Here is a 24,944-nt window from a genome sequence, read left to right on the forward strand (position 1 = left end):
CGGTTAGTGGGCGACGGCGGCGGCGCCGTGTTCGTCGATCAATGCGCCGTTGTAGAAACGGTCCATGGAGAACGGCGCGGCCAGTGGGTGCATTTCGCCCTTGGCCAGGCTCGCGGCGAAGACGTTGCCCGAACCGGGGGTCGCCTTGAAGCCGCCAGTACCCCAACCGCAGTTGAAGAACATGTTCTTGACCGGGGTTTTGGTGATGATCGGGCAAGCGTCCGGCGAGGTGTCTACGATGCCGCCCCACTGGCGGTTCATGCGAACACGCGACAGGTTGGGGAACATCTCGACGATGGCCTGCAGGGTGTGCTCGATCACCGGGTACGAACCGCGCTGGCCGTAGCCGACCCAGCCGTCGATACCGGCACCGATCACCAGGTCGCCTTTGTCGGACTGGCTGATGTAGCCGTGTACGGCGTTGGACATGATCACGCTGTCGATGATCGGCTTGATCGGCTCGGATACCAGTGCTTGCAGCGGGTGCGATTCCAGCGGCAAGCGGAAGCCGGCCAGCTTGGCCATGTGCCCCGAGTTACCGGCGGTGACCACGCCGACGCGCTTGGCGCCGATGAAGCCTTTGTTGGTTTCCACACCGATGACCGCGCCGTTTTCCTTGCGGAAGCCGATCACTTCGGTTTGCTGGATCAGGTCGACGCCCAGGGCGTCGGCAGCGCGGGCGAAGCCCCAGGCCACGGCATCGTGACGGGCAACGCCGCCACGGCGCTGTACGGTGGCGCCGAGGATCGGGTAGCGGGTGTTCTTCGAGCAGTCCAGGTACGGGATTTCGGCCGCAACCTGGGCAGTGTTCAGCAGTTCGCCATCCACGCCGTTGAGGCGGTTGGCACTGACCCGACGCTCGGAGTCACGCATGTCCTGCAGGGTGTGGCACAGGTTGTAAACACCGCGCTGGGAGAACATCACGTTGTAGTTGAGGTCCTGGGACAGGCCCTCCCACAGCTTCATGGCGTGCTCGTACAGGTGCGCCGACTCGTCCCACAGGTAGTTGGAACGCACGATGGTGGTGTTACGGGCGGTGTTGCCGCCGCCCAGGTAGCCCTTCTCGATCACGGCAACGTTGGTGATGCCGTGCTCTTTGGCCAGGTAGTAGGCCGTGGCCAGGCCATGGCCGCCACCGCCGACGATGACTACGTCGTAAACCTTTTTAGGGGTTGGCGTGCGCCACATCCGCTGCCAGTTTTCGTGGTGGCTGAGGGAGTGCTTGAAAAGGCCGAAGCCCGAGTAACGTTGCATGGTGTGTGACTCCACTCAGCGGTAGACAGGGAAATCTGCGCACAGGGCCGCGACGTTCTTCGCCACATCGGCTTCGACGTCTGCGTCACCGAGGTTGTCGAGGATGTCGCAAATCCAGCCAGCCAATGCCACACACTGAGCGACCTTGAAGCCGCGGGTGGTGACGGCCGGGGTGCCGATACGCAGGCCCGAAGTGACGAACGGCGACTGCGGGTCGTTCGGCACGGCGTTCTTGTTGACGGTGATATGCGCACGACCCAGGGCGGCGTCGGCGTCTTTGCCAGTCAGGCCCTGACGGATCAGGCTGACCAGGAACAGGTGGTTGTCGGTACCACCGGAAACCACATCGTAGCCACGGTCGATGAACACCTTGGCCATGGCCTGGGCGTTTTCGATCACTTGCTGCTGGTAGGCCTTGAATTCAGGCTCCAGCGCTTCCTTGAAGCACACCGCCTTGGCAGCGATCACGTGCATCAGCGGGCCACCCTGGGCGCCCGGGAATACAGCGGCGTTCAGCTTTTTCTCGATCTCTTCGTTCGACTTGGCCAGAATCAGGCCGCCACGCGGACCGCGCAGGGTCTTGTGGGTGGTGGTGGTGACCACATCGGCGAACGGGATCGGGTTCGGGTACAGACCAGCGGCAACCAGGCCGGCAACGTGGGCCATGTCGACGAACAGCAGTGCGCCCACTTTGTCGGCGATGGCGCGGAAGCGTGGGAAGTCGAGGGTCTTGGAGTAGGCCGAGAAACCGGCAACGATCATTTTCGGCTTGTGCTCGACCGCCAGGCGCTCGACTTCATCATAGTCGATCAGGCCGGTGTTGGTGTCGATACCGTACTGGACAGCGTTGTACAGCTTGCCCGAGGACGACACTTTGGCGCCGTGGGTCAGGTGGCCACCGTGGGCCAGGCTCATGCCCAGGATGGTGTCACCGGCTTGCAGCAGGGCCAGGTAGACCGCGCCGTTGGCCGACGAGCCGGAGTGCGGCTGGACGTTTGCGTAGTCGGCACCGAACAGCTGCTTGGCGCGCTCGATGGCCAGGGCTTCTACCTTGTCTACGTGCTCGCAGCCACCGTAGTAACGCTTGCCCGGGTAGCCTTCGGCGTACTTGTTGGTCAGGCCGCTGCCTTGGGCCTGCATGACGCGCTTGCTGGTGTAGTTCTCCGAGGCGATCAGCTCGATGTGATCTTCCTGGCGCTGTTCTTCGGCATTCATCGCCGCCAGCAGTGCATCGTCGTAACCCTGGATCTGGTCTTGCTTGCTGAACATTGTGTATCTCCCGGCAGCGATCGTTTTTTGTCGTGGGGCACTGTGGCCCTTTGTGGCGATGTTATGACTGGCGGGGTCGGGTCAGATGCCTGCGCACGCCTTGCAATGGCGCGTTTACGACATTCTCTTTGTGCCGCCCATGCGGGCCCCTTCGCGGGCGCGCCCGCTCCCACAGTGATTGCCGTGTGCAGGACCATTGTGGGAGCGGGCGCGCCCGCGAAGAGGCCGGCACAGTAATGAACAGAAATCGCTGCACGGGTTGTATAGGCAAGTGCTGAATCGATGGTTTAGAGTGCTGTTCTGCGTCGTTCACAGGACCGTGCCATGACAGACAAGAGCCAACAATTCGCCAGCGACAACTATTCCGGTATCTGCCCCGAAGCCTGGGCGGCGATGGAAAAAGCCAACCGCGGCCACGACCGCGCCTACGGCGACGACCAGTGGACCGAGCGTGCATCGGAGTACTTCCGCAATCTGTTCGAAACCGACTGCGAAGTGTTCTTCGCCTTCAACGGCACCGCGGCCAACTCCCTGGCCCTGGCGTCTCTGTGCCAGAGCTACCACAGCGTGATCTGCTCCGAGACCGCCCACGTCGAAACCGACGAATGCGGTGCACCGGAGTTTTTCTCCAACGGCTCCAAGTTGCTGACGGCGGCCAGCGTCAACGGCAAGCTGACGCCACAGTCGATCCGCGAAGTGGCGCTCAAACGCCAGGATATCCACTACCCCAAGCCGCGCGTGGTGACCATTACCCAGGCTACCGAAGTAGGCACGGTGTACCGCCCCGACGAGCTGAAGGCGATCAGCGCCACCTGCAAGGAGCTGGGCCTGAACCTGCACATGGACGGCGCACGCTTTACCAATGCCTGCGCATTCCTGGGCTGCAGCCCGGCCGAACTGACCTGGAAGGCCGGCGTGGATGTGCTGTGCTTTGGCGGCACCAAGAACGGCATGGCGGTAGGCGAGGCAATTCTGTTCTTCAACCGCCAACTGGCCGAAGACTTCGATTATCGCTGCAAGCAGGCAGGGCAACTGGCGTCGAAAATGCGCTTCTTGTCGGCGCCCTGGGTCGGGCTGCTGGAAGATGGCGCCTGGTTACGCCATGGCAACCACGCCAATCATTGCGCGCAGCTGCTGGCATCGTTGGTCAGTGACCTGCCGGGAGTAGAGCTGATGTTCCCGGTTGAGGCCAACGGGGTGTTCCTGCAGATGCCGGAGCACGCCATCGAGGCGCTGCGGGGCAAGGGCTGGCGCTTCTATACCTTTATCGGCAACGGTGGCGCGCGCTTCATGTGCTCCTGGGATACCGAAGAAGCGCGGGTGCGTGAGCTGGCCGCGGATATCCGCACGATCATTGGTGGCTGAGCAAGTGCCGGGGCCGTCTTGCGGCCCCGGCGATCTAGAGCCTGAACCCACCCATCTGCCGCGCCAGGTCATCAGCCAACCCACGCAACGCCTGGCACTCCTCGCGACACCCTTGCACCTCAGCCGCCGTCTCACGCGCCAAATCGGAAATCCCCTGCACTGTCCGGTTGATTTCCTCGGTCACCGCCGACTGCTCCTCGGTAGCCGTGGCCACCTGATGGTTCATGTCACTGATGTGCTCTACCTGGTCGGTAATCGCGCTCAGCGATGCCCCGGTGCGCTGGCTCGACTCCACACCACTGCCGGTTGCCTGCTGCCCTGCCTGCATTGAACTCACCGCCGAACCTGCACCCAACTTCAGCCGCTGGATCATCTGCTGCACTTCATCGGTGGACAGTTGTGTGCGCCTGGCCAGCGTACGAACTTCATCGGCCACCACAGCGAACCCGCGCCCCATCTCCCCTGCCCGCGCGGCCTCGATCGCAGCGTTCAGCGCGAGCAGGTTGGTCTGCTCGGAAATGCTGCGGATTACCGCGAGCACTTCATCGACCGAGGCGACTTCGTCGGCCAGTTGGCTGACCGCATCGGCCGCTTTGCCGATGTCGCCCGACATCCCCTCGATGCCACGAATGGATCGTTGCACCACCTCGCGGGCCTGCAACGCCTCGTCTCGTGCCGACTGCGACGCCTGGGCCGCATCGCCGGCATTGCGGGCAATGTCCTGCACGGTCAGGCCCATCTCGTGTACAGCAGTGGCGACCATTTCGGTCATCTCTTGCTGGCGCCCGGAGCGCTCGGCGGTGTTGTCCACCACCTGGGTTACCTGCTCCACGGCCCGCCGCAGCCGCTCGGAGGTACTCAGCACCTCGCCGATCAGGCTGCGCTGGCTGTCCAGGAAGCGGTTGAAACCACGGGCCAGGTCACCCAGTTCATCCTGGCGCGAATCGTCCAGGCGGTGGCTGAGATCACCCGCTCCACCGCCAATCTGAACCAATGCGGCGGTAACGCGGCGGATCGGCCGCACCAGGCCTCGCGCCAGCAGTACCACCAACAGCAGTGACACCAACGCTACGGCGCCACCGATCAGGCTGGTCAGCCAGACGGCCTGATGCATTTGCGCGTAAATTTCCGACTCTGGCACTTCAGCCACAAGGGTCCAGTTGAGGTCGCGCAGCGGCAGGCCCAGCGCCAGGTAGCGCTCACCGTCACGGCTGAAGCGGCTGCTACGCAGGCTCCCGCCTCCGGTCATGACGCCTTTGGCTGCGTCCGCGCCTAGCTGCTCGGCAAGCTGACGCTTGCCACTGAAGGCAGCATCGGGATGCACCTGGATCAAACCATCGTTGCGTACCAGAAACACTTTGCCGTGCTCGCCAAAGCTGAAGTCGTGGATCAGCTTCGATAACTCGGTCATGCGCAGGCCCATGCCGGCCACACCCACCAGCTTGCCTTTCTTTTCCACACGATAATCGATGAACAGTGCCAGCTCGCCGGTGGCACCATCGATGTCTATGTTGATGAGCCGCTCGGCGCCGCTGTCGATATAACCGTAAAACCACTTGTCCTTGGGGTTGCTGCGGCTGAGGGTACGGTCCAGGCCGTTCTCGTTGTAGTAGTGGCCGGTTTCGGTCGAGGCGAACAGCGCAGTGAAGGCCTGATTGCGCTGCTTGGCGGCGGCCAGGTATTCGATGAATTGGGGTGCCTGCGCGGGATCTTCACCGGCAGCAAGCCAGTCGCGCAGCAGGGTGTTACCGGCAACGTCCGCTGCAGCGACCAGCGGCTGGCCCAGCATGCGCTCGATGTCGTTGCGGATGGCTTCGATGCTGGCAGGCAGGGCAGTGTCGACCAGGTAGCGGTCGGTGAGGCGGTTGAGCGCCACGGTGAAGATAATGACTACAACCAAGATGCTCGCCAGCAAGGCAGCGCCCATGCTGGTGATCAATTGCCACTGAATGCTCTTACGCCAGATACGCATGCCCCTACTCCCCGCACATTATTGTTCTGCGGAAAGTGTATACACTTGCGTATCCAGTTAATCCAGTGATCTGAAGCAATCAGATGCACCCTGTAGGAGCGGGTTTACCCGCGAATGCGATGTTGAAGCCACTGACGCATTCGCGGGTGAACCCGCTCCTACGGGGGACGGTGTACGGCCTTATTGCTCAGCGATGGTCCGCACGATGGCATCCACTGTGGCATCGATCTGCGCTTGAGTACGCGCAAGGGTCTGCTGATGCCTGTAGGAGCGGGTTTACCCGCGAATGCGATGTTGAAGCCACTGACGCATTCGCGGGTGAACCCGCTCCTACGGGGGACGGTGTACGGCCTTATTGCTCAGCGATGGTACGCACGATGGCATCCACCGTGGCATCGATCTGCGCTTGAGTACGCGCAAGGGTCTGCTGATGCTCTTTCTGCAGTTCGACCTGTTTGGAGCACAGGTTAAGGGCAGCCAGCACCAGCAGTTTGTCACCGATCAAGGTCGGGTACTGACGCTTGGTCTCGTTAAGGGCTTTATTGAGCATCCGTACCGCCTGGGCCAGGGTTTCTTCCTGGCCTTCGGGCGCCTTGATCGAATAGTCGATGCCGAGAATCGACACGACATTGATCGGCTGCTCCTGCAGTCTCATGCGCCAACAACGCCCGCGCTGGCGCGCTCGACCAGGGCCTGGATGCGTGCTGCGGTAGCGCCGTTCTTCTCTTCCTGCTCCATCAGCGACAGCTGCAGGGTTTCGTTCTCTTCCTTGGCCTGGGCCAGTTCCTGGCCAAGGGCGGTGTTCTGCTCGATGAGTTGAGCGTTTTTCTGCATCAGGTCGCTGACCAGTTGCTCGATTTGATTCAGGGAAGCTTCCAGCATGGGTCTATCTCAGGTTGTTGCGAGGGGCACACACGATAAAGAAAAGTGCGCCCTATCGCCATTAAATATCGGATTCATAAGGTGTCTGACCCGCAGATTGACAGGGTAATCGACCCCTTGTTCCGACCTGGATCAACCGCCGGTCAGGAAAAGGCCAGCGGTTGCACAATTTTCCCCGAACGCATTCAAGACTGGCCAGTCACGACCGATAGCCCGGCAAGTCATGTTTTGTCGCTCTTTTCCCACTTGCCTGGATCCTCCTCTCCATGTCCCTACGCAACATGAATATCGCCCCGCGCGCGCTTCTCGGCTTCGCGCTCATCGGCCTGCTGATGCTCGGCCTTGGTATCTTCTCCCTGGTGCAGATGGGCAACATCCGCCAGGCGGGCGTTGCCATCGAGCAAGTCAGCGTGCCCAGCATCAAGATCCTCGACGAACTCACCGCGCTGAACCTGCGCATGCGCACGCTTTCCTATCGCCTGCTGCTCAACCGCGAGCCGGCAACCCAACGCGATACCCTCAATCTTCTTGACCAGCGCAACAGCCAGATCGACCGGGCACGCCAGGCCTACCTGCCAATGATCATCGCCGCCGACGAACAGGCAGCATTCGACCAGTACGGTCAGTTGCTCAACCAGTACCGCCAACTGGAATCACGCATGCGCACACTGAGCCAGGCCGACCGCCTGGATGAACTGCAGGACCTGCTCAACCGCGACCTGCTGGCCAACTCCGAGCAGATCAACAAGGTCATGGACACCTTGGTACGCATCAACACTGATCAGACTCGCGCCACCAACGAGAAAGCCGCCAGCCAGTATGCCAGCGCTTTCGCCCTGGTGATCGGCCTGCTGGTTGCCGCCACCGTACTGACCTTCGCCTGCGCCTTCCTGCTGACCCGCAGCATCGTCAAACCGATCGAAGAAGCGCTCAAAAGCGCCGAACAAGTCGCCGACGGCGACCTGACCCACGTCATCCGCGCAGAGGGCACCGACGAAGCCGCCCGGTTGTTGCGCGCCATGGCGCGCATGCAGGACAAGCTGCGCGACACCTTGCAGCAGATCGCCGGCTCCGCCACCCAGCTGGCCTCGGCAGCAGAAGAGTTGAATTCCGTCACCGACGAAAGTGCCCGTGGCCTGCAGCAGCAGAACAATGAGATTGAACAGGCCGCCACTGCAGTCACCGAAATGACCAGCGCAGTGGAAGAAGTGGCGCGCAATGCCGTGAGCACCTCAGAAGCGTCCAGTGAAGCCAGCCGCTCCACCGGTGATGGTCGTGACCTGGTGATGGAAACCGTGGGTGCAATCGAGCGCATGAGCGGTGATGTGCAAGCTACCGCCAAGCTGATCACCCACCTGGCCGAGCAGTCGCGCGACATTGGCAAGGTGCTCGACGTGATCCGTGGCCTGGCCGACCAGACCAACCTGCTGGCGCTCAACGCAGCCATCGAAGCGGCGCGCGCCGGTGAAGCGGGCCGTGGTTTTGCCGTGGTGGCGGATGAGGTGCGGGCACTGGCTCACCGTACCCAACAGTCGACCAGCGAAATCGAGCGCATGATCGGCAGCATCCAGGGCGGTACGGAAGAGGCGGTAGAATCGATGCGCACCAGCACCGAGCGTGCGGAGTCGACACTGAACATCGCCCGTGGCGCGGGCATGGCACTGGACACCATCGCCGGCGCGGTGGCGCAGATCAACGAGCGCAACCTGGTGATTGCCAGTGCGGCGGAAGAGCAGGCCCAGGTAGCGCGGGAAGTGGACCGCAACCTGGTGAACATCAACGACCTGTCGGTGCAGAGCGCTACCGGGGCGCATCAGACCAGCGCGGCGAGTGCCGAGCTGTCGCGCCTGGCGGTAGACCTCAATGGCCTGGTAGCCCGGTTCCGCACCTAGAAGCATTCGCGGGCACGCCCGCTCCCGCAAGGTTCACCGCAGTCCTGAAGATAGCGATGACCCTGTGGGAGCGGGCGTGCCCGCGAAGAATCCAGACTGGCCACTGGATCAGTAATCGATCCGCACATCCCCTTTCGGCACGCTGCAGCACGACAGGATGTAACCCTCGGCTTCATCCTCTTCGGTGATGCCGCCGTTGTGCTCCATCTCCACCTCGCCGCCCAGCTTGAGCACCTTGCAGGTGCCGCAGATACCCATGCCGCAGGCTTTCGGGATCATCAGGCCAACCTTGGCTGCCGCCGCATGCACGGTCTCGCCCGGGGCGATGCGGATGCTCTTCTCGCTGCCGATGAACTCCACCAGATTGAGGTCGGACACGTCCAGCTCCGGTGCATCGGCCGCCTGCTCGGCGTGCTCCACGGCATCGGCCTTGGCTTCTGCCGGCGTCGCGCCGAACGATTCCTCATGGTAATTCGCCATGTCGAAGCCGACCGCTTCGAGCAGGCGCTTGACCGCTGTCATGTACGGCGTCGGGCCGCAGCAGAACACCACGCGCTCCATGTAGTCCGGCGCGATCAGCTCCATCAGCCGCTGGTTCAGGTAACCGCGGTACCCCGCCCACGGCTCGCCCAGGCCATGCTTTTCGCAAATGATGTGCAGGCTGAAGTTGGGGATGCGCGAAGCCATCTGCTCCAGCTCGCGGTGGTAGATGATGTCCTTCGGCGAACGGGCGCTGTGCACGAACACCATGTCGACATTGGCGTTGGTGTCGTAGAACCAGCGCGCCATCGACATCACCGGGGTAATACCCACACCGCCCGACAGGTACAGCACCTTGCTCGACGGGAAGTCGATGGCGTTGAACAGGCCCACAGGGCCGTGCACCGGCAGCTCGAGGCCTTCGTGCATGGTGTCGTGCAGGAAGTTGGAGACCAGGCCGCCCGGCACACGCTTGACGGTGATCGAGAAGCTGTAGGGCACTGACGGCGAACTGGAGATGGTGTAGGACCGCATCACGGGCTTGCCTTCGATCTCCAGCTCCAGGGTGACGAACTGCCCCGGCTTGAAGAAGAACATGATCGGCTGGTCGGCCATGAAGCAGAAGGTGCGCACGTCCCAGGTCTCCTGGATGACCTTGACGCAGCGCACGATGTGGCGGCCGTTGGCCCAGGTCTGGGTAGTGACCGGATTGAGGAAGGTATCGGACATGTTCATCTCCAGCGGCCGACTATGGCCCTTTTCATGGCTGCGATAATGCGCAAGCTGAAGACGACGTACATTCCTGCCTGCGACATCGACGTGCTTATCGCGACCAGCCCCGTGGCACAAGGGCTGGCGCGTCGTTATTCAAATCGGCCATGTCGCCCGTGGATACGGTTCGCGGCGTCTTCGGACGCACACTCCACGGCAAAAGAACTCGCTGTTTTGTCTGAAACAGCCTTGCGGCACCACAACAACGATTAGCCACCTTTTGCCGGCCGCATACGGCCCCGAGGAATACACGATGGACGTCACCGCAACCCTGAGCCTGGGCGATCCACTTGAACCTGCACGCAAGGCCACCGCCGAGATGTTGCAGACCCGCGAGCGCACCTACTCGCTACCCCAGCCTTTCTACACCGACGAGCGTCTGTTCCAGATCGACATGCAGGAAATCTTCCATAAAGAATGGTTGATCGCCGGCATGACCTGCGAGATCCCGGCCAAGGGCAACTACATCACCCTGCAGATCGGCAAGAACCCGATCATTGTAGTGCGCGGTGCCGAAGGCAAGGTACATGCGTTCCACAACGTCTGCCGCCACCGCGGTTCGCGCCTGTGCGTCAGCGAGAAAGGCAAGGTGGCCAAACTGGTGTGCCCATATCACCAGTGGACTTACGAGCTGGACGGCCGCCTGCTGTTCGCCGGCACCGAGATGGGTGCTGACTTCGATATGAACCAGTATGGCCTCAAGCCCGTGAACGTGAAGGTTGCCGGCGGCTACATCTTCATCAGCCTGGCGGAAAACCCGCCTGCCATCGACGAGTTCCTGGCCACGCTGGACCATTACATGGAACCGTACGACATGGAGAACACCAAGGTGGCGGTGCAAACCACCTTGATGGAAAAGGCCAACTGGAAGCTGGTGCTGGAAAACAACCGCGAGTGCTACCACTGCAACGGTTCGCACCCGGAACTGCTGCAAACCCTGTTGGAGTGGGACGACACCAACGACCCGCGCGCCAGCCAGGAATTCAAGGACCACGTGGCCGCCTCCGCCGCTGCCTGGGAAGCCGAGAAGATCCCGTATCTGCACAAGAGCCACGGCCTGCGTAACCGTATCGTGCGCATGCCACTGCTCAAGGGCACCGTGTCGATGACCATGGACGGCAAGCAGGCCTGCCAGAAGCTGATGGGTCGCATCAAGAACCCGGACCTTGGCTCGATGCGCATCCTGCACCTGCCGCACTCCTGGAACCACTGCATGGGCGACCACATGATCGTGTTCACCGTGTGGCCGATCAGTGCACAGGAAACCATGGTCACCACCAAGTGGCTGGTGCACAAGGATGCCGTCGAGGGTGTGGACTACAACCCCGAGAACATGCGCAAGGTGTGGGACGCCACCAACGACCAGGACCGTCGTCTGGCCGAAGAGAACCAGCGCGGTATCAACTCCACGGCGTACCAGCCTGGCCCTTACTCGAAGACTTACGAGTTTGGTGTGGTGAATTTCATTGACTGGTACAGCCAGCGCGTGCTGAACAACCTGGGGGCAGAGCCGGCGCCATACCTGAAAGAAGTGCAGGCGCAGTAGTAACTGATACACCCGCCATGCTTCGGCGACCGAAGCATGGCGCTTTCACGCCACTGCATCTTAAGGCTGCACTCCCCTACGCATCTCATAAGCCACCGGCTGTATGGGATAGCGCCGCTCGGCAGACGACGTTGCCAATCCGTAAAGCTCATAAGCTGACAAAACTGTGGCGAATGAGGCCACCCCAAAATCAACCCACGCCAACACCTCGGATCCCGGTGTAATCAACCGCGCGGTAGCCGTACCAATACTCAATGAGGCGCTGATGCTTCCCGCGGCCGACACCACCTTATCCGCTACAGACCATCGCGCGACCGCATGCTCCGACGTACCGTACGTGAAAACCCCTGAGCGGCTCGCCGGGTAACCACTATTGAGGGCGAAGTCTCGCCCTGTACGGTAGTTTCGGTACATTTTCACGACACTGATGCCTAGGTTGATCACTCCCGTGACGAGGTTTCTGACTGGCGCAATGATGGCGGGGAAACGGCCACTAGGGTCAGCAAAGTTTACAGGGTCACCTTGGCAGTAGGCGTAGGCATTGAGCCCGCCCTTTCCGAACGGGCTTAACACGTCAGGGCTTATGAACCGCCTGAGGCTCGGCCGGTAGAAGCGATGGCCATTGCCCAATGGATAGCTACCTGTCACCAGATCCAGGTACTGGCCGCTGAAAGCCAGACCTCGTACCGAGACTGCACTCATGCCACCGTAAGGCGAGTAGGCGCGCGGCTCGTAATATCCCGCCCCCAATCCCGATTGCTGCTGGTCGATGTCAAGCAGACATGTCGTCATGGTTATCCACACTACTTGCATAATGTGGACAGGGTAATGAGCGATCGTGTGCTTGAGTACTGGCAAAAATGTCAGGCACGATACTGATCATTATTTGATCATATTGGCCTAGCCCGCATTATCACTGGGCTACAGCGGAGTTCATACACCTTGTCCACAGAGACACCAACAGACTTTGTGAGCAACCCAATAATTTTATGCAATCGGGTTGTGGATAAACGGCTCAAGGCCATGATTAGCAAGGATTGAGTAGGATCAAGTCGATATCGATCATTTTTTGACCAAATCTTTCCAGGCCTTCAACTACGCAGCCTGCAGCCGTAACCGAACAGATTATCCACAGACCGGCTAACAGCGATTGTGGGCAAAATCAGAAAAATGCTGACATACGCGCATGCGAAGATTGGAAGAGTGCCTGATCGTTTTTTGACCAAAACCTTGGAGAGCCCGTCACAACAGGCCTGTAGACATGCACAAACACTTTATCCACACCTTGGCGAACAGATTCGGTGGGCAAAAGCGCTCGCTCGATGCTGAGTATTGAATGAGGGGAGCGGCCTTGCCGGGACGCTCCCACAAAGAGACCTCTAGCCCTGCTGCTTCAGCGCAGGACACCCTCTTCCACCAGCAGCTTGAGGATCGCCTCAGCGCCTTCTTGCGGCGAAACGTCCTTCATCACCTTGCCACCACCGCCACTGGCCTTGGCGGTTGCCGCCTTCATCCGATCGGCGCCGCTCTTGGCCTTGATCACCTTCAAGCGCTTGGGTCGAGGCCGGGCCGGTTGCAGCTCGGCTTCGGCCAACAATTCGTCTTCGACGATGGCCACATTACGCGCCGCCAACACCCCCCGGCGCGCAGGCCCAAAAGCGCTCTGGCGCGGCTTGGGCGCAGCGTTATCCACAGTCGCCAGCAATGGCAGGCGCACCTTCAGCCGACGCCGCTGACCACGTGGCAAAGCCTGCAACACCTGGGCGGTACCGTTATCGATCGACTCCACCTCGGCCAACCCGACAATCAGTGGCCAGCCAAGCTTTTCGGCCAACAGGAACGGCAACATGCCCGAACCCTCGCCAGTCTCGGCCTGGCTGCCGGTCAGCACCAACTGGGCCCCGGCGTCGCGCAGATAATCGCCCAGCACGCCCAGCACATCGGCACCGGCCGGTTGCTCCAGCACGTCGAGGTGGTCCAGGCCCATGCCCAGGTAGGCGCGCAGCGCCTCTTCACGCGGGTCGCCCGCATGCACCACCTGCAAGTTATCCCCAGCCAGCTGCAAACCCAGTTCCACGGCGCGGGCATCCTGCTCGGCGCGGCGGGCGCGGCCAGAGCTGGGGTGGGCACCAATGGAAACCAGGCTGATCACTTTCGTACTCATGCTCGTGCCCTTATGCCGCGTCGCGATGGCCGCCGCTGCGGAAGTTGTCCACAGCCTCGATCAGCGCCTTGAGAATCGCCGAGCTGTCGCCAATCACCGACAGGTCAGCCCGTTTGATCATGTCGCAGCCCGGATCCATGTTGATCGCCACCACCTTGTCGCAGGCACCGATACCCTGCAGGTGCTGGATCGCGCCCGAGATACCCACAGCCACGTAGACACGCGCGGTAACCCAGGTGCCGGTAGCCCCCACCTGGCGGTTACGCGGCATGAAGCCGTCGTCCACTGCCACCCGCGAGGCACCTTCGGTAGCGCCGAGGGCTGCAGTGGCCTTGTGGTACAGGTCCCAGTCCTTGACACCGTTGCCGCCCGAGACGATGAACTCGGCTTCGGCCATGGCAATGGTGGCCGGGTCGACGGCCACCGAACCAAGGTCTTCGATGCGCGGCAGGCTGCGCACCACACCTGTGGACAACTCCACCGGCAAGGCTTCGTGACGGGTTTCGCTGACCGGTTCGGCGCACTCGGCCGCCGCCAGGATCAGACGCGGCACGGCGCGTTGCAGGTCTTGCTGGCCGGCACCGGCGCGGCCGATGCACTGGCCGTCCTTGACCTGCCATACCCGCGTTGCCGGGCGCTCGCCCAGCGCTGCGCCCAGGCGCCGACCCAGTTCACCGCCACCGGTGCGGCTGTCGGGCAGCAGCCAGTGGCGCGGCGTGAACTGGTTATCCACAGTCCGTAGGCCTTGCACCAGTTGCTCCGGTGCATAACCTTCAAAGGCCTCGCCTTCGATAACCAGCAGGCGGTCGACACCGGCTGTGGAAAAGTTGCTTTCCTTGTGCTCGTTGAACACCACGGCCAGCACTGCCCCGTCGCTGCCGGCCAGGCTGTGAGCCAGGCCGAGCAGGTCGCGGTCGTGGCTGCTCAGGCGGCCACCAACCATGTCCGGCACAACGGCAATGTAGAACGCCGGCTCCGGCACCTGGTGCAATGGCAACTTGACCTCGACCGCTGCCGTGCGCCGTCCACCCGCACCGGTGCCCTGCTGGGCGCCGCTGCGATCGATACGCTTGATGCCGGCCGGGCCGACAAAGCCCGCGGCAATCGCATGCGGGTTCTTGCGGATGATGCCGTTGGGCCCCATCCAGCTGGTCTGTTGCGTCTGCATCGCAGCATGCAGCGGGTGCAGACGGTTACGGGCGATCCACTCGGCGCGTGGGTCGCGGCGGATAATGTCGCTCATCAGTGCACCTCCGCAGGTTCACGTTTAGCCGTTTGCGGCTTTGGGACAGTGGAGCCGTCCTCCTCGATCAGCACGTCGGCCACCAGTTCAGCCAAATCCTTGATCTGCGGGCGCGGTTCGACCACGCCTTCAAGCATGGCGGTGCACTGCGGACAACCCACGGCTACCAGCTCGGCCTCGGTCTCACGGATGTCGTCCATGCGCATATCGGGAATACGCTGCTTGCCAGGGATGTCAGTGATCGGCGCCCCGCCACCGCCACCGCAGCAACGGGAACGGAAGCCCGAGCGCTGCATCTCGCGCACCTCGATTCCCAGCGCCTTGAGCACTTCGCGCGGGGCTTCGTACTCGCCGTTGTAGCGGCCCAGGTAGCACGGATCATGGTAGGTGACGCTGCCGCCCTTGTGCTGGCCGAGATTGAGCTTCTTGGCCGCGATCAGTTCGGCGATGTAGGTACTGTGGTGCTGCACCTGGTAGTCACCGCCCAAGGCGCCGTATTCGTTCTTCAGCACATGGAAGCTGTGCGGATCGCAGGTAACGATGCGCTGGAACTTGTATTTCGCCAAGGTCTGGATGTTGCGCTTGGCCAGTTGCTGGAAGGTCGCCTCATCGCCCAGGCGACGCGCCACGTCGCCGCTGTCGCGCTCTTCCAGGCCGAGTACGGCAAAATCCACACCCGAGGCTTTCAACACTTTGACAAACGAACGCAAAGTGCGCTGGTTACGCATGTCGAAGGCACCATCGCCAACCCAGAACAACACTTCGGTCGCTTTGACTTCAGACAGCAGTTGCAGGTTAAGGTCGGCAGCCCAGTTCATCCGCCCGCCGGGGGCGAAGCCGCCGGGGTTGTCGGTGGCGATCAGGTTGTCCAGCACCTCGGCGCCCTTGTTCGGGGTGGCGCCCTTTTCCAGGGTGAGGTGGCGGCGCATGTCGACGATGGCATCGACGTGCTCGATCATCATCGGGCACTCTTCGACGCAGGCACGGCAGGTGGTGCAGGACCACAGTGTTTCGGCGTCGACCAGGCCATTGACGATCGGCTGGTGCGGATTGCCGCCGTGTTCGCCGATCGGTTTGCCAGGGTACGGGCTACCGGCGAATTGCGCGTCAGTGCCACCGGCAAGGCCGATGACCATGTCCTGGATGAGTTTTTTCGGGTTCAGCGGCTGGCCAGCGGCAAAGGCCGGGCACATGGCTTCACATTTACCGCACTGCACGCAGGCATCGAAGCCCAGCAGCTGGTTCCAGGTGAAGTCCACCGGTTTTTCCACACCCAGAGGGGCGTTCGGGTCTTCCAGATCCAGCGGCTTTAGGCCGGTGGAGCGGCCGCCGCCGAAGCGATCGGCACGGCGGTGCCAGGCCAGGTGCAAGGCACCGGCGAAGGCGTGCTTCATCGGGCCGCCCCAGGTCATGCCAAAGAACAGCTCCGACACACCCCACAGCACACCCAGGCCCAGAATGGCGACCATCACCCAGCCTCCGGTGTTGGCCGGCAGGATACCGGCGACCGGCAGGGTGGCAATGAAGAAGCTCACGGCGAACGCCAGCAAACTCTTCGGCAGGCGCATCCACGGGCCCTTGGACAGGCGAGAAGGCGGGTTGAGGCGGCGTTTGAAGACAAAGATGGCACCGGTGAACATGATCACCGTGGCTACCAGCAGTGCGTAGCCGAGGATCTTGCTCTGCAGGCCAAAACCATGCACCAGAATGGCCAGGGCAGCAGACAGCACAAAGCCGCCCGCAGTGGCCACGTGGGTCTTGGACATGTATTTGTCGCGCTCAACCACGTGGTGCAGGTCCACCAGGTAGCGGCGCGGCATGGCCAGCAGGCCGCCGATCAGGTTGACCTTGGACGGCCGGCCACGGCGCCACATGCGCACCCGGCGCAAGGCACCGAGCACTGCCAGGCCAAGGGCAGCGAACAGCAGGATGGGTAGAAGGGTGTTCAACATGGGAGACTCCCACAAACAGCTGGATTCTTGCGCCGACCAGAGGGCGAGACTGGCCCCATGTAAGAGCGGGTTCACCCGCGAATGCGTCCGGTCAGGCAACAGTGTTGTCAGTGCTGACGCATTCGCGGGTAAACCCGCTCCTACAGGGATCGCGCCCGATGGCGGCGACTGTTAACGATCAGAAGTCCTTGCAGAGGCGCAAGGCGTCGTAGATCGCCGCATGCACGTTGCGCTGGGCCACGCAGTCGCCGATGCGATACAACAGGTAGCCTTCGCCCGGCTGGCTCAGGATCGGCTGTGGCTTGATGGCGAACAGCGCCTCCACGTCGATCTGGCCCTTGTTGCGCGAACCTTCCTTGAGCGCGTAGTACAGCTCTTCGTCAGGGCGCACGCCGTTCTCGACCACTACCTGATCGACCACGCGCTCTTCCTTGGCGCCGGTGTATTCGTTCTCCAGTACCGCCACCAGCTTGTCGCCTTCGCGGTAGACCTTTTCCAGCATCATGTCGCCGGTCATGATCACTTCTTTGGGGTACATGCTGCGGTAGTAGGTGGGGAAAGTGGTACCACCCATGGCCACGCCTGGCTTGATGTCGTCGGTGACGATCTCGACCTGGCTACCTTTGTCGGCGATGAAGTCGGCCACCGACATACCGGTGAATTCGCAGATGGTGTCGTACACCAGCACGTTCTTGCCCGGCGCTACCTTGCCATCGAGCACATCCCAGCTGCTGACCACCAGCCCTTCAGCGGCGCCCCAGTGCTCGTTCTGCTCCAGGAACGAGTGCCCACCTACGGCCAGCACGATGACGTCCGGGCGCAGGTCCTGGATGGCGGCCACATCAGCGGCAGTGCCCAGGCGCAAGTCGACTTTCAGGCGAGCCAGCTCAAGCTGGTACCAGCGGGTGATACCGGCAATCTGGTCACGCTGCGGGGCCTTGGCGGCAATGGTGATCTGCCCGCCGATCTGGTCCCTCTTCTCGAACAGGGTCACATCGTGGCCGCGTTCAGCAGCCACACGGGCCGCTTCCATGCCCGCAGGGCCTGCGCCAACCACCACCACCTTGCGCTTGACGCCGGTGGTCTTCTCGATGATGTGCGGCACACCCATGTATTCACGGGAGGTCGCGGCGTTCTGGATGCACAGCACATCGAGGCCCTGGTACTGGCGGTCGATGCAGTAGTTGGCACCGACGCACTGCTTGATCTGGTCGATCTGGCCCATCTTGATCTTGGCGATCAGGTGCGGGTCTGCCATGTGCGCACGGGTCATGCCGACCATGTCCACGTAGCCGCCTTCAAGGATGCGCGTGGCCTGGTTCGGGTCTTTGATGTTCTGCGCGTGCAGCACCGGGACCTTGACCACTTCCTTGATACCGGCCGCCAGGTGCAGGAACGGCTCCGGCGGGTAGCTCATGTTGGGGATGACGTTGGCCAGGGTGTTGTGAGTATCGCAACCCGAGCCGACCACACCGATGAAGTCGAGCATGCCGGTGGCGTCGTAGTAGGCGGCGATCTGCTTCATGTCCTCGTGGCTGAGGCCATCGGGGTGGAACTCGTCACCACAGATACGCATGCCTACACAGAAGTCGTCACCCACTTCGGCGCGCACGGCTTTCAGTACTTCCAGGCCGAATTTCATGCGGCCTTCAAAGGTACCGCCCCATTCGTCGGTACGCTTGTTGACCCGTGGGCTCCAGAACTGGTCGATCATGTGCTGGTGCACCGCCGACAATTCCACGCCGTCCAGGCCGCCCTCTTTGGCGCGACGCGCAGCCTGCGCGTAGTTGCCGATTACCCGCCAGATCTCTTCCACCTCGATGGTTTTGCAGGTGGCGCGGTGCACAGGTTCGCGAATGCCCGATGGCGACATCAGCGTCGGCCAGTTGAAGCCGTCCCAACGCGAGCGACGGCCCATGTGGGTAATCTGGATCATGATCTTGGCGCCATGCTTGTGCATGGCGTCGGCAAGATTCTGGAAGTGCGGGATGATGCGGTCGGTCGACAGGTTGACCGATGCCCACCATTCCTGCGGGCTGTCGATGGCTACCACCGACGAGCCGCCACAGATGGCCAGGCCGATGCCGCCCTTGGCCTTCTCTTCGTAGTACTTCACATAGCGGTCGGTCGTCATGCCGCCGTCAGTGGCGTAGACCTCGGCGTGCGCGGTGCTGAGCACACGGTTGCGGATGGTCAGTTTGCCGATCTGAATCGGCTGGAACATTGCTTCGAATGCCATGACGCTATCTCCGGCTTACAACGGCTTTGTAACGAACAGGCCATCTTCGTGGCCTTCTTCCGACCCGCCATAGACCTGTTCGGCCACGGTGCGGATCTTGCTGCCGCGGGCAGCGAGAATCTGGTCCATCGCGCCGGCGAACCAGCCGGTGAACATGTAGTCGACCTTGCGGCCGCACTTGCCATAGACGTACACGAACGCAGAGTGCTTGAGCTTGACGCTGCAGGTACCTTTATCCAGGTCGATATCCTGGATCTCGAACAGGCCCCAGCCACGCTGGCTCAGGCGCTTCATGTAGTGCTCGAACACCGCTACGCCTTCCAGGCCATGGCACTCGGCCTCTTTCTCACACCAGTGCCAGGCGGACTTGTAGCCAGCCTTGTAGAGGATTTCGGCATAGGCGTCGGCGCCCAGCACTTCCTCGATGCCCATATGGTTATTGACGAAGAAATGACGAGGCACATACAGCATCGGCAAGGCGTCGCTGGTCCAGACACCGGTCTCGCTGTCGACTTCGATTGGCAATTGCGGGGCGATTTTGGCCATGGAAACTCAACTCCATAAAAATTTTTTGTGGGTGCCCCGGCGTTGCTGGCAGGGGCTATCAGGCTTGGAGAGCGGCTTACTCGCCCCAGACATCCTTGAGGACGTTTACCCAGTTCTCGCCCATGATCTTGCGCACCACACGCTCGGAGTGGCCGCGCTTGAGCAAGGTCTCGGTGAGGTTGGGGAATTCGCCGACGGTGCGAATGCCCAGCGGGTTGATGATCTTGCCGAAGTTGGTCAGGCGGCGGGCGTAGCCCTTGTCATGGGTCAGGTATTCGAAGAAGTCCTGGCCGTGACCCTGGGTGAAGTCAGTACCGATACCGATGGCGTCTTCACCGACGATGTTCATGGTGTACTCGATGGCTTCGGCGTAGTCATCGATGGTCGAATCAATGCCTTTGGCCAGGAACGGCGCGAACATGGTGACGCCGACGAAACCGCCGTGATCGGCGATGAACTTCAGCTCTTCGTCCGACTTGTTGCGCGGGTGCTCTTTCAGGCCCGAGGGCAGGCAGTGCGAGTAGCACACCGGCTTTTTCGATTCGAGGATGACTTCTTCGGAAGTCTTGGAGCCGACGTGGGACAGGTCGCACATGATGCCGACACGGTTCATCTCGGCAACGATCTCGCGACCGAAGCCGGACAGCCCGCCGTCACGCTCGTAGCAGCCGGTGCCAACCAGGTTCTGGGTGTTGTAGCACATCTGCACGATGCCCACGCCCAGCTGCTTGAACACGTCCACATAAGCGATCTGGTCTTCGAACGCATGGGCGTTCTGGAAGCCGAAGAGGATGCCGGTCTTGCCCAGCTCCTTGGCCTTGCGGATGTCGGCGGTGGTGCGCACCGGCATCACCAGGTCGCTGTTGTCGCGGATCAGCTTCTGGCTGGACGCAATGTTGTCGACAGTAGCCTTGAACCCTTCCCAGACCGACACCGTGCAGTTGGCCGCAGTGAGGCCGCCTTTGCGCATGTCTTCGAACAGCTCGCGGTTCCATTTGGCGATGATCAGGCCATCGATGACGATGCTGTCGGCGTGTAATTCGGCTGGGCTCATCAGGCTGTCCCCTTTTATAGAGTTGGGTCGCGCCAAACCTTCTGCCGGCGCTTTGAGGCCAGCATATGCCTGTGCCCCGAGGCGCCCCGGTGCAAAAACGACAGGGGGTTTGCCGAAAGCGTCAATGCGCGACAAGAGCGCGTCTGGCGCGTGTTCCGGGGATGAGAGACAGTCTCGATAACGCCATTTGCGGCCGGTACATGAACATTTGACCAGGGAGCTACCACCGGACCTCAGGCTGAGCGAGAATCCCTGCGATTCGACAGCCTGTTGAGGAGAAAACGGATGAAATCAATGGCATGGCTGGTGCTGCTGGCCATCGTGAGCGGTGCCCAGGCCAGCGAGGAAGAAAGCACACCTTGCGACAATGTGGAGACCGACCAGCAGACCTTCGCCTGCGCAGCATTCAACAAGCAGATCGCCGAGCGTGAACTGCAGTCGGCCTACGACGACCTGATCGAGCGCATGCGTGATCAGTTTGGCGACGAGGCTGGCCTGATGTCGCGAATTGACGCAGCCGAGCAAGTCTGGAGCCAACTGCGCGATGCAGACTGCAAGGTCGAAACCCATGCTGAACAACCAGGCAGCAAGGCCTACCAGATCGCCTGGAACAGCTGCATTGCACAGCGCAGCGATGAGCGAGCGGAGTACTTGCGCAGCCTGGGCCTGCAAAACAGTGAAGAGCTGGCACCCGAAGATTGATCAGCTCGCGCGAGTGAAGGATCAGCTCCAGAGGAACAACATGCCGCTGATGCCCCCTGCTTGATTGCTCGATAGTGCCCTCAGACCACGTGCTCCCCATGTGCGTCTTGGAACTCACAACTATCAAGGAATTACAAAGTGGCTGACATCAAAGTTGAAATGGAAAAAATCCGCAAAGAGGGTCAAGAGCGCGTAGCCGCTACCGGCCAGACCATCTGCATCTTCGCTGACAATGTGCCTGCCAACATTGCGGAAGACATCCTGGCCGGCATGCGCTTGATGACCGAACTGGCCAACAAGAAGTTCGACAAGGAAACCCAGCAGCGCGAGTGGTACAACTTCTACAACGATGGCCTGATCAAGTTCGGCTGGACCATGACAGGTGCTGCACATGCCGAAGATGCCATTGATGAGGACAACCTGACCCTGGCAGAGCTGATCACCAAGTCCGTCACCATCAGCGTCTCCGCGGACCCTCGTCGCGCCGCCTGCGCCCGGCGTGTTCTGCAAATTGTCGTGCAGAAACCGGAAGTCAAGGCGCACCTGGAAAAGCACAGCCATAGCGAAACCGGCAAATCGAGCAACTTCGTGGTCGCCCAGTGCGAAATGACGCCACAAGGCCTGCCCGCGATGCACATGACCAGCTTCCAGGCCAGCTACGACTCGAAAGTCGAGCGTGAAGGCGCCCTGACCCGCAAGGTCGACAAAACCTCTACCCGCGTTTATCGCGCTTCGCAACAAGGCACGTTCAGCGTTCGTCACTTCGACGCTGCACGTGACCTTGTGAATGAGAAGATCAAAGGCGACCTCGGCGCGTTTCTCGCTATCTGATTAGCGAGGCCGGGTACCAGCGCGCGCTGGTACCCGGTTCTGGTCATCTGCATCCATCAAGGAGCAATGCCACATGGACGATACGAGCCTGGACACCCGAATATTCGAGGAGCGGCTAAGCATCAAGCCTGCGCCCTGGCTGACACTCGATACATGGGAAGATTTGCAGCTATGCCTGCGTTATTCACAAGCAGTGGCCAATGAAAAATACTCGATGGAAACCCAGCCTCAGCAATGGTTCACTGTCGCTCTCGCCACCTTGCAATCACTGAAATTCACCCTGTTCGAACATACTCATAAAACCATCGTGTATGAGCCGCACTTGCTTGCATTAAGCGATGTTTACAGTGGCTATCTACCCCCGCCCCGCGAGAAAGGGCCTTGGTTCAAGAGCCTCGACGAAAATGTTCAAGCCGCTCTGCAGTCGGCAGGTACGCGTACCTTCACCGTCATGAACGCCTCTTCACATCTCAGTATCGAAATGGACCATGAAGGGGACCAAGTCCCGGTTGCGATCCTGTTTTATGCCTACTGCATTACCGACCCGATCGAGCCCACCAGAAAGTTGAACCTGATATTCGACCATCTGGGTGCACGCTTCAATGCAGCGGGCTTCGCCCCGCTTCGCAAGGACCTGCAAGCGAGGAACCGCGAAAAACTGAGGGCGATTCTCGAGCGCGAGCTGGATTGAAGCTCACTTTGCAGCGCCAGGCCTACGTTCCTCCCGCGGGCACCGCCCAAACCTCAGCTTGTAGCGCCGCGTGAAATACGAAGGCAGTTCAAACCCACACGCAAGGCTGATCTCAGTCACCGACATGTCGGTCTGGGCCAGCAACTGGCGCGCCTTGTCCAGCCGTAACGCGAGATAGAAACTGCTCGGTGTGGCATCAAGGTGCATGCGAAACAAGCGCTCCAATTGACGCCTTGTTACCCTGATCGCGGCAGCCAGATCCAGCGTGCTCAGCGGTGGTTCGATGTGTTTTTCCATTTCGCCAATGGCATGGATCAGCTTCTTGTTGCTGATGCCATAACGCGCACCGATCTGCATGCGCTGGTGGTCCTGGCGCTGACGGATACGACCCAGCACGAACTGCTCGGACACCTTGACCGCAAGTTCGCTGCCGTGAGACTGGGCAATCAGGTGCAGCATCAAATCGATCGAGGCCGTTCCGCCGGCACAGGTGATGCGGCTGCGGTCAATCTCGAACAGTTCCTGGGTGGCCTGAAGGCCTGGATAGCGTTCCTTGAATGCCTCAAGCGCCTCCCAATGCAGTGTCGCCCGGTAGCCCTCGAGCAGCCCTGCCTCGGCCAGCACCATCGCGCCCGTGTCGATGCCACCGAGCATGACCGCTTCGTGGTTGAGCCGGCGCAGCGCATGCAGCAGTTTGGGTGCGACATTGGCCAGCGGTTCGAAGCCCGCAACCACCAGCAGAATGTTGGCTGGCTCCCCCTCCCCCAGGGCGGCATCGGCATTGATCGACATGCCATTGCTCGCCAGCACCGCCTCACCGTCCAGGCTAAGCACCTGCCACCGATACAACTGCCCACCAAAACGATTGGCAACCCGCAGTGGCTCCACCGCCGAAATGAACCCCATGGCGGAAAAGCCGGGCACCAACAGAAAGGCTATCGTCTCCATCATCCCCTCCTCCACAGAAAACTGGTCGCCCCGGTGCTAATTCCTGTCGCTAGCGTGCGCTTGGGCAAGGTGGCGCCAGCGTAGCGTATTCACACGGTCCGCAGAGGCCGCCCTCAATAACAATATGCACTGCCGATGGAGAGCCACCATGCACAGCTTGATCCGCCGCAGCCTGTTGCCCCTTGCCCTGAGCAGCATCGTCGCCACCCCGCTTTTCGCCGCCGAGCCCGCCGCCTGCAAAAACGTGCGCCTTGGCGTGGTCAACTGGACCGACGTCATTGCCACCAGCGCCATGGCCCAGGTACTGCTCGACGGCCTGGGGTACCAGACCAAACAGACCAGTGCCTCGCAACAGATCATCTTCGCCGGCATACGCGACAAACGCCTGGACATGTTCCTGGGTTACTGGAACCCGATCATGACCCAGACCATCACCCCGTTCGTCGATGCCAACCAGGTCAAAGTGTTGGACAAGCCAAGCCTGGAGGACGCGCGCGCCACCTTGGCCGTGCCGAAATACCTCTACGACAAGGGCTTGAAGACCTTCGCCGACATCCACAAGTTCGAGAAAGAGCTGGGCGGCAAGATCTATGGCATCGAACCGGGTTCCGGCGCCAACACGCAGATCAAGGCAATGATCACCAAGAACCAGTTCGACCTGGGCAAGTTCCAGCTGGTCGAGTCCAGCGAGGCCGGCATGCTCGCCGCCGTCGACCGCGCGGTGCGGCGCAAGGAGGCCGTGGTGTTCTTCGGCTGGGCGCCGCACCCGATGAACGTGAACATCGACATGGCCTACCTGGGTGACAGCCAGGATGCGCTCGGCCCTGACGAGGGCCGTGCGACGGTGTGGACGGTGACGGCGCCGGACTACGCCGAACGCTGCCCCAATGCCCACCGCCTGCTGGCCAACCTGAAGTTCAGCGCCGAGGACGAGAGCCGCATGATGCAGCCACTGCTCGACCACAAGGACGCGCTGGAATCAGCCCGCCAGTGGCTCAAGGACCACCCAGAGGACAAGGCCCGCTGGCTTGAGGGTGTGACCACCTTCGATGGCAAGCCGGCTGCGGACAACCTCAAGCTTACCGCCAACTGACAGTGCCCTTTCGCGGGCAAGCCCGCTCCCACAGGTAAAGCGCCACACTC

21 protein-coding genes and 2 pseudogenes are annotated in these 24,944 nt (G+C 61.4%); 7 read left to right on the forward strand and 16 right to left on the reverse strand.

Going from position 1 to position 24,944, the window contains the following annotated elements; translation table 11 throughout:
* Nucleotides 1-3 precede the first annotated feature (3 nt).
* Together ACF8EF_RS04495 and ACF8EF_RS04500 are read right to left on the reverse strand one after the other, a co-directional pair.
* Nucleotides 4-1,254, reverse strand: a complete 1,251-nt coding sequence (locus tag ACF8EF_RS04495) for a sarcosine oxidase subunit beta family protein (RefSeq protein ID WP_003255680.1) — start codon at nucleotides 1,252-1,254, stop codon at nucleotides 4-6.
* 15 nt (nucleotides 1,255-1,269) lie between these two features.
* Nucleotides 1,270-2,523, reverse strand: coding sequence for a serine hydroxymethyltransferase (locus ACF8EF_RS04500; RefSeq protein ID WP_021782655.1), 1,254 nt, complete (start codon nucleotides 2,521-2,523; stop codon nucleotides 1,270-1,272).
* Between the two features lie 324 nt (nucleotides 2,524-2,847).
* On the opposite strand from ACF8EF_RS04500, the gene ACF8EF_RS04505 reads away from it, so the two are divergent.
* The gene (locus ACF8EF_RS04505; protein WP_176683563.1) at nucleotides 2,848-3,888 is read left to right on the forward strand and encodes a low specificity L-threonine aldolase; all 1,041 of its coding nucleotides are present in this window, start codon (nucleotides 2,848-2,850) and stop codon (nucleotides 3,886-3,888) included.
* 34 nt (nucleotides 3,889-3,922) lie between these two features.
* Here the strand turns inward: ACF8EF_RS04505 and ACF8EF_RS04510 are convergent, their stop codons facing one another.
* From ACF8EF_RS04510 to ACF8EF_RS04530, 5 genes and pseudogenes are all read right to left on the reverse strand, one after another.
* Nucleotides 3,923-4,660, reverse strand: a complete 738-nt coding sequence (locus ACF8EF_RS04510) for a methyl-accepting chemotaxis protein (RefSeq protein WP_370588310.1) — start codon at nucleotides 4,658-4,660, stop codon at nucleotides 3,923-3,925.
* Nucleotides 4,661-4,786: 126 nt separating this feature from the next.
* Nucleotides 4,787-5,860: pseudogene (mcpH, locus tag ACF8EF_RS04515) on the reverse strand (methyl-accepting chemotaxis protein McpH); the annotation flags it as partial.
* Between the two features lie 180 nt (nucleotides 5,861-6,040).
* Nucleotides 6,041-6,121 (reverse strand): annotated as a pseudogene (locus ACF8EF_RS04520) (cell division protein ZapA); the annotation flags it as partial.
* A gap of 91 nt (nucleotides 6,122-6,212) precedes the next feature.
* On the reverse strand, nucleotides 6,213-6,515 hold the full coding sequence (locus ACF8EF_RS04525) for a cell division protein ZapA (RefSeq protein WP_003255684.1): 303 nt from the start codon (nucleotides 6,513-6,515) through the stop codon (nucleotides 6,213-6,215).
* A complete protein-coding gene (locus ACF8EF_RS04530; protein ID WP_003255686.1) occupies nucleotides 6,512-6,742 on the reverse strand; it encodes a hypothetical protein in 231 nt (76 codons plus the stop codon). The genes ACF8EF_RS04525 and ACF8EF_RS04530 overlap by 4 nt, the downstream gene beginning before the upstream one ends.
* Nucleotides 6,743-7,008: 266 nt before the next feature.
* Here ACF8EF_RS04530 and ACF8EF_RS04535 point away from each other — a divergent pair, with 266 nt between their 5' ends.
* Complete coding sequence (locus ACF8EF_RS04535; RefSeq protein ID WP_176683565.1) at nucleotides 7,009-8,634, forward strand: methyl-accepting chemotaxis protein; 1,626 nt, start codon at nucleotides 7,009-7,011, stop codon at nucleotides 8,632-8,634.
* A 108-nt stretch (nucleotides 8,635-8,742) separates the two neighbouring features.
* Here the strand turns inward: ACF8EF_RS04535 and gbcB are convergent, their stop codons facing one another.
* On the reverse strand, nucleotides 8,743-9,843 hold the full coding sequence (gene gbcB / locus ACF8EF_RS04540) for a glycine-betaine demethylase subunit GbcB (RefSeq protein ID WP_176683566.1): 1,101 nt from the start codon (nucleotides 9,841-9,843) through the stop codon (nucleotides 8,743-8,745).
* Nucleotides 9,844-10,138: 295 nt separating this feature from the next.
* On the opposite strand from gbcB, the gene gbcA reads away from it, so the two are divergent.
* On the forward strand, nucleotides 10,139-11,431 hold the full coding sequence (gene gbcA / locus ACF8EF_RS04545) for a glycine-betaine demethylase subunit GbcA (protein WP_143494265.1): 1,293 nt from the start codon (nucleotides 10,139-10,141) through the stop codon (nucleotides 11,429-11,431).
* A 60-nt stretch (nucleotides 11,432-11,491) separates the two neighbouring features.
* On the opposite strand, the gene ACF8EF_RS04550 is transcribed toward gbcA, so the two are convergent.
* The 7 genes from ACF8EF_RS04550 to ACF8EF_RS04580 form a co-directional block, all read right to left on the reverse strand.
* Entirely contained in the window at nucleotides 11,492-12,223 is a 732-nt protein-coding gene (locus ACF8EF_RS04550) for an RHS repeat-associated core domain-containing protein (RefSeq protein WP_392460599.1), read from the reverse strand.
* A 601-nt stretch (nucleotides 12,224-12,824) separates the two neighbouring features.
* The gene (locus tag ACF8EF_RS04555; RefSeq protein WP_176683569.1) at nucleotides 12,825-13,595 is read right to left on the reverse strand and encodes an electron transfer flavoprotein subunit beta; all 771 of its coding nucleotides are present in this window, start codon (nucleotides 13,593-13,595) and stop codon (nucleotides 12,825-12,827) included.
* 10 nt (nucleotides 13,596-13,605) lie between these two features.
* Nucleotides 13,606-14,838: an electron transfer flavoprotein subunit alpha/FixB family protein gene (locus ACF8EF_RS04560; protein ID WP_176683570.1), complete on the reverse strand. Its 1,233-nt coding sequence runs from the start codon at nucleotides 14,836-14,838 to the stop codon at nucleotides 13,606-13,608.
* On the reverse strand, nucleotides 14,838-16,790 hold the full coding sequence (dgcB, locus tag ACF8EF_RS04565; protein ID WP_021782649.1) for a dimethylglycine demethylation protein DgcB: 1,953 nt from the start codon (nucleotides 16,788-16,790) through the stop codon (nucleotides 14,838-14,840). The genes ACF8EF_RS04560 and dgcB overlap by 1 nt, the downstream gene beginning before the upstream one ends.
* Nucleotides 16,791-16,968: 178 nt before the next feature.
* Nucleotides 16,969-19,029 (reverse strand): dimethylglycine demethylation protein DgcA, encoded by a 2,061-nt coding sequence (dgcA, locus tag ACF8EF_RS04570; RefSeq protein ID WP_003255697.1) that lies wholly within the window; start codon nucleotides 19,027-19,029, stop codon nucleotides 16,969-16,971.
* 15 nt (nucleotides 19,030-19,044) lie between these two features.
* Nucleotides 19,045-19,575, reverse strand: coding sequence for a DUF5943 domain-containing protein (locus tag ACF8EF_RS04575; RefSeq protein WP_003255698.1), 531 nt, complete (start codon nucleotides 19,573-19,575; stop codon nucleotides 19,045-19,047).
* 76 nt (nucleotides 19,576-19,651) lie between these two features.
* Nucleotides 19,652-20,629, reverse strand: a complete 978-nt coding sequence (locus ACF8EF_RS04580) for a dipeptidase (protein WP_003255700.1) — start codon at nucleotides 20,627-20,629, stop codon at nucleotides 19,652-19,654.
* A gap of 285 nt (nucleotides 20,630-20,914) precedes the next feature.
* Here ACF8EF_RS04580 and ACF8EF_RS04585 point away from each other — a divergent pair, with 285 nt between their 5' ends.
* The 3 genes from ACF8EF_RS04585 (at nucleotide 20,915) to ACF8EF_RS04595 (ending at nucleotide 22,853) form a co-directional block, all read left to right on the forward strand.
* Nucleotides 20,915-21,331 carry a lysozyme inhibitor LprI family protein gene (locus ACF8EF_RS04585; RefSeq protein ID WP_392460600.1) on the forward strand — a complete coding sequence of 139 codons (417 nt, stop codon included), beginning with the start codon at nucleotides 20,915-20,917 and terminating at the stop codon, nucleotides 21,329-21,331.
* A gap of 138 nt (nucleotides 21,332-21,469) precedes the next feature.
* A complete protein-coding gene (locus tag ACF8EF_RS04590) occupies nucleotides 21,470-22,162 on the forward strand; it encodes a hypothetical protein (protein ID WP_020193117.1) in 693 nt (230 codons plus the stop codon).
* Between the two features lie 73 nt (nucleotides 22,163-22,235).
* Nucleotides 22,236-22,853 (forward strand): hypothetical protein, encoded by a 618-nt coding sequence (locus ACF8EF_RS04595; protein WP_176683572.1) that lies wholly within the window; start codon nucleotides 22,236-22,238, stop codon nucleotides 22,851-22,853.
* 3 nt (nucleotides 22,854-22,856) lie between these two features.
* On the opposite strand, the gene ACF8EF_RS04600 is transcribed toward ACF8EF_RS04595, so the two are convergent.
* Nucleotides 22,857-23,804: a GlxA family transcriptional regulator gene (locus tag ACF8EF_RS04600; protein ID WP_392460602.1), complete on the reverse strand. Its 948-nt coding sequence runs from the start codon at nucleotides 23,802-23,804 to the stop codon at nucleotides 22,857-22,859.
* A gap of 145 nt (nucleotides 23,805-23,949) precedes the next feature.
* Here ACF8EF_RS04600 and choX point away from each other — a divergent pair, with 145 nt between their 5' ends.
* Complete coding sequence (gene choX, locus ACF8EF_RS04605; RefSeq protein ID WP_014589378.1) at nucleotides 23,950-24,894, forward strand: choline ABC transporter substrate-binding protein; 945 nt, start codon at nucleotides 23,950-23,952, stop codon at nucleotides 24,892-24,894.
* Nucleotides 24,895-24,944 lie beyond the last annotated feature (50 nt).

The organism is Pseudomonas sp. zjy_15 (genome assembly GCF_043101865.1).
Lineage (GTDB): Bacteria > Pseudomonadota > Gammaproteobacteria > Pseudomonadales > Pseudomonadaceae > Aquipseudomonas > Aquipseudomonas putida_Y.